General features: G+C 58.5%; 5 protein-coding genes and 2 pseudogenes. 4 read left to right on the top strand and 3 right to left on the bottom strand.

Translation table 11 applies throughout. The features are described from left to right. Both IVB32_RS42560 and IVB32_RS42555 read left to right on the top strand, forming a co-directional pair. The coding region (locus IVB32_RS42560; protein WP_247413218.1) for a transposase at positions 1 to 290 on the top strand (290 nt) is incomplete at its 5' end. A gap of 26 nt (positions 291 to 316) precedes the next feature. Then, complete coding sequence (locus IVB32_RS42555; protein WP_247413217.1) at positions 317 to 670, top strand: transposase; 354 nt, start codon at positions 317 to 319, stop codon at positions 668 to 670. A gap of 264 nt (positions 671 to 934) precedes the next feature. Here IVB32_RS42555 and IVB32_RS42550 read toward each other — a convergent pair whose 3' ends face one another. From IVB32_RS42550 to IVB32_RS42540, 3 genes and pseudogenes are all read right to left on the bottom strand, one after another. Continuing rightward, the gene (locus IVB32_RS42550; protein ID WP_247285532.1) at positions 935 to 2,482 is read right to left on the bottom strand and encodes a Fic family protein; all 1,548 of its coding nucleotides are present in this window, start codon (positions 2,480 to 2,482) and stop codon (positions 935 to 937) included. 184 nt (positions 2,483 to 2,666) lie between these two features. Beyond that, complete coding sequence (locus tag IVB32_RS42545; RefSeq protein WP_247360828.1) at positions 2,667 to 2,948, bottom strand: hypothetical protein; 282 nt, start codon at positions 2,946 to 2,948, stop codon at positions 2,667 to 2,669. Positions 2,949 to 2,973: 25 nt separating this feature from the next. Beyond that, a pseudogene (locus IVB32_RS42540) lies at positions 2,974 to 3,253 on the bottom strand (IS110 family transposase); the annotation flags it as partial. A gap of 400 nt (positions 3,254 to 3,653) precedes the next feature. On the opposite strand from IVB32_RS42540, the gene IVB32_RS42535 reads away from it, so the two are divergent. Together IVB32_RS42535 and IVB32_RS42530 are read left to right on the top strand one after the other, a co-directional pair. Further along, on the top strand, positions 3,654 to 3,947 hold the full coding sequence (locus tag IVB32_RS42535; protein WP_247413216.1) for a DUF485 domain-containing protein: 294 nt from the start codon (positions 3,654 to 3,656) through the stop codon (positions 3,945 to 3,947). Between the two features lie 9 nt (positions 3,948 to 3,956). Beyond that, positions 3,957 to 4,236: pseudogene (locus IVB32_RS42530) on the top strand (cation acetate symporter); the annotation flags it as partial.

The following is a 4,236-nucleotide window of genomic DNA, read 5'->3' as shown; positions in this document are numbered from 1 at the left end:
TCGCTGAGCAGTTCCTGGATGGCTTTGGCGGACGCTTCCTGCAATGCGATGCCTATGACGGTTATGATCGACTGACCGAAGTCGTTCGACCGCAAGGGCCGTGGACGCTCGTGCATTGCTGGAGCCATTTGCGCCGGCGCTTCGTCAAATTGGTGCGCAACAGCAAGTCTCCGATCGCCGAGGCCGCCGTCCGGCAGATCGCGCAGCTTTACGCCATCGAAGCCATGGTGCGCGGCTCGTCGCCAGACATCCGGTTGGCCGCGCGCAAGGAGCACTCGCTGCCCCTTTAAAACCGTGGTTTGAGAAGCAGCTTTCCATGATCTCCAGCGGCTCAACGCTCGCCGAGGACATCCGCTATGCGCTCAATCACTGGCAGGGGTTGACCCGCTTCCTCGAAGACGGGCGCCTCGAGCTCGACACCAACCCTGTCGAGAACGCCATCCGGCCAGTCTGCCTGACCAGAAAAAATGCGCTCTTCGCCGGTCATGAGGTCGGAGCCGAAAACTGGGCCTTGCTCGCCTCGATCGTCGCCACCTGCAAGCTCAACGACGTCAACCCGGCCGCCTACATCGCCGAAACACTCGAGACGATCATCGACGGCCATCCCCATAGCCGCATCGAAGACCTCATGCCGTGGCGATTCCGCAAAACGTCAAGCCAGCCTCAATAGGGTTGCGGCTAAGCGCTTACGCCTGCTCGCATTATGTCGTCGATCATCGGTGGTGCCTCTGGTTGCGTTGTTGCCGTTGGCGTGTCGCAACCCGATCCTACGGGAGAATTTCCGGTGGCCAGTGCAATGGCGCCCGCCTGGTACGGCGCTATTAGAGGCGCACGACCGGGTGGCTTTGCTCTACCGAGCTACACCACAACCGTGGACACGACCCGTACCACCGCTGGAAAGAATGGGCTTCCTGTCTCTGCGCAAGACGCGCCGTTAGTCACTTAAGGCTCCGCTTTGACCGAATGAGTCCGCGTACAATTGCTCAAGTTTCACAACTTCATCTTGAGTGAGCTCGGCGAATTCGTTCTCTCGTGCCCGCTTTGAAAGTCTTCCTTGATTCTGTCGCAGAAAGCCAAACAGGTTGTTGAGCGTTCGCTCGGGCATGTCGATGATGTTTTCGACTCCGGATCGGAACATATCAAAGTTGCGCAGGAAGCTCGTCTCATTCGGAAGGTCCAGCTCAATCGTCTGGCGTACACATTCGTAGAGAAATTCCGCATGCGGGGTGGCGTCGAAGAAGCGGTAGAAATCGCCGGTATCGTTCAAAACCTTCACATTATTCTTTGGGGTCGCTTCCCATTGAACGCACGGAAGTAGCCTGCTGGAATAGCTTTCCAGCACGCCTTTGTACTCGGTGATCCGGTCAAGAATCGCCGATGACACTGGAAAATGGACCCCGGCCGGATTAAATCCGCGCCGCGCGAGGACATGATGCATCAGATATCGATGGATGCGTCCGTTGCCGTCCTCGAATGGATGGATATAAACAAAGCCGAACGCGAGCACCGCCGCCGCGATAATGGGATCGAGCTCGTTCTCGGCGGCGAGATCGAATGCGATCAATCCTGCCATAAGAGAGGCGATGTCTTCATGCCTCGCGCTGATATGGTCCGGGATAGGGCGCTGTGTATCGCGGTCATGCTCTCCGACGAAGCCTCCTTCCTGCCGGAACCCGAGCTTCACGAAACGCTCGTCTCCGATGACGATGCCTTGCAGGCGCAAAAACTCCCGCTCATCGAGCGGCGCGCGCCCAGCCTCGCCGATGGCGCGTCCCCATCTTTGAATGCGATCCTGAGGCGGCCTTTCTCCCTCGATGATGTAACTAGACTTTGAATCTTTCAGCAGCAGAAAGGCGGCGGTGCGCGCGAGCAAATCCTTCGGGACTTCGCTGACGACAGCGCGCGCCCGCTCCTTCCAGTTCTGCGCGAGAAATTGGTTCAGCGCGGCCGTCTTGAAAACGAGCGGACAAAATTCCGGGGTGCCGGGAAGGTTGTTGCGAACGCGATGCCGGGCGGAATTCGTGCCAATCCCTCCGAACTGGAGGTCGGTATCGATGGCGTCTACATATGAGACCTTGTCTGTAAGCGACAGATTCAGCTCGCAGCCAAGCAACCACTCGTACAGAAACCAGATGCGTCGTGTGTAAATGCCGGTCGGCTTCTGCCGGACAAGCTCCGCGATGTCACCCTCGTTAACGACTAGGAAAAGCCGCTTCAGGACGGAAAGATCGACTCCTTCGTTCTTGAGGGCAAAAGTCAGGTGTCCCTCAAGCGAGGCCTGGGGAGCATGGCGAGGCGTGTAGATCCGCCAACCATCCTGTTCAATGATACGGTGCCGGGCTCCGATGGCCGAAAGGGTGCGGGGGACCGGCACGGCCAGCTTGTAAGTGTCGATGAGCGCGGCATAACCCGCGGGGACAGCGGGCTCAGGCAATCGCCTATCGTGAAAAACATTCACCGATCCTGAAAATTCTGCGCTCACTTACATTCCTCTGAAAAACATTTCCCGTCCTCGAATTTTGGTCACTGAGGGCTTGGATTTCGAAATTCCATCATACCACGTGAAAAATAATCTCTCAACGGAATAATCATGAAAATGGTTCACTTTGGACGGAGAACCCGGCCGCCATTACAGTAGCGGACCAGGTCGCTCCGGGATGGAACCGTCATGGCGCCGGTGATCTGCCGACGTTCTGGTTTTCAAATTCGCCATCATTTTCATGACGTTCCGATCGTGATTTTCCGCTGAAGACGACGAATTCTCTTGGCATACGACCGCGGTCCAGCCAACCGTACGGCACGACCTGCGAGGCGCTGCCGCTCTTGAAGATTGACCCGGGCGTCCAGAAGCCCGCAGAGGCCACATCCTTGTCAATCCCGGCTCCGACCCTGACCGCAAGAGAGAGGCCGTCGCCGATGACATCGGGATGAGCAAGCGTGTTCGTCATGCTGGTGGGGTCCGCTTAGCTCGGCTCGCTGGCAGGCCCGGTCTTGACTGGCCAGCGTTTCGATCCCGCTCGATAGTCCCTCGATACGCCCATCCAGTCGACGCGAGTCTTCCGCTAAACCCTCGATGATGCGCAACATGCAAGGCGAAAAAACATTGGCGCTAATTGCCAAGATACCGGGCAACTCGAACAGGGAATGTAGGCTTTGCCGCACACCATGCCTCGCTCCAAGAGGAACGCACGGGTCTGTTTGATGGACGGGTGCGCTGACCGACAAATCGACCGCGGACGCGGTGCAGGGCCTGGAAAGTCGAGTAGATCGGCAGTGTGACGCGCTGGGCGAGAACCCCGATAGAACTCCTCTTGTACTTCCGGTACCGATGGAGGTCGCGCCCGCTATTCTGCGAGGTTTCCGGTTTGACTGCATGTCCGCAGCTCGGACTCACGCCACCCATCGTGGTGCCGCCCTCACGCCTGCCCAAGCCCGCGCCGCCAACGTAATCCTTGCATGCAAGGATCAATGCCGTCGCAGGCGCGCCGTCATTGCCGGCATGGTTGTTGTCGCCGCGACCGTCGAGACGACACAGCATCGCCTTCGACGAGGCCGCAAATCTGCACAGTACATTGCAAAGTTTCGTGGTTCCCGACGCTTGCGGCTCGGCGGAAGCTGACCGGTAGTCGATATCAAGACCTTCTGGAGGGTGGATGGACGCGCAGACTTCCGTCAATTCCGGCGTCGCGCCTCGTTCTGTCACCCTCGCGCGGAGGCGCCTCCGGATCGCGCTGCTGCTTTGTGCGACGATGATCACGATCTATTTCGGCTTCATGGCATTGTTCGCATTCGACAAGCCGCTTTTGGGCACTGTGCTTGCGCCCGGGCTCTCGCTTTGCATCGTGCTCGGCCCTCTCGTCATCGTTTCATCGTTCCTGCTCTGCCTCATCTATGTGCTGTGGGCGAACCAGGTATTTGATGCCAGCCTTCGTGACCTCGAACGATAGGACCTCGCGATGGCCAACAACTCGCTCTCGATCGGCTTCTTCTTCGCATTTATGGTCCTGACGCTCCTGATTACTTACTGGGCGGCGCGGCGCACCCGTACCACGGAGCACTTCTTTGCCGCGGGCGGCGAGATCACTGCATGGCAGAATGGCTGGGCGCTCGCTGGCGACTTCCTCAGCGCGGCCGCGCTGCTCGGCATTGCCGGCATTGTCACCTCGAATGGCTTCGATGGCATGGTCTACTCGATTGGATGGCTGGTCGGCTGGCCGATCATCCTCTTTCTGATTG

Source organism: Bradyrhizobium sp. 23, from assembly GCF_023073295.1.
Lineage (GTDB): Bacteria > Pseudomonadota > Alphaproteobacteria > Rhizobiales > Xanthobacteraceae > Bradyrhizobium > Bradyrhizobium canariense_D.
Note: the sequence above shows the minus strand (reverse complement) of the source record. Positions and strands in the feature narration are given on the sequence as shown.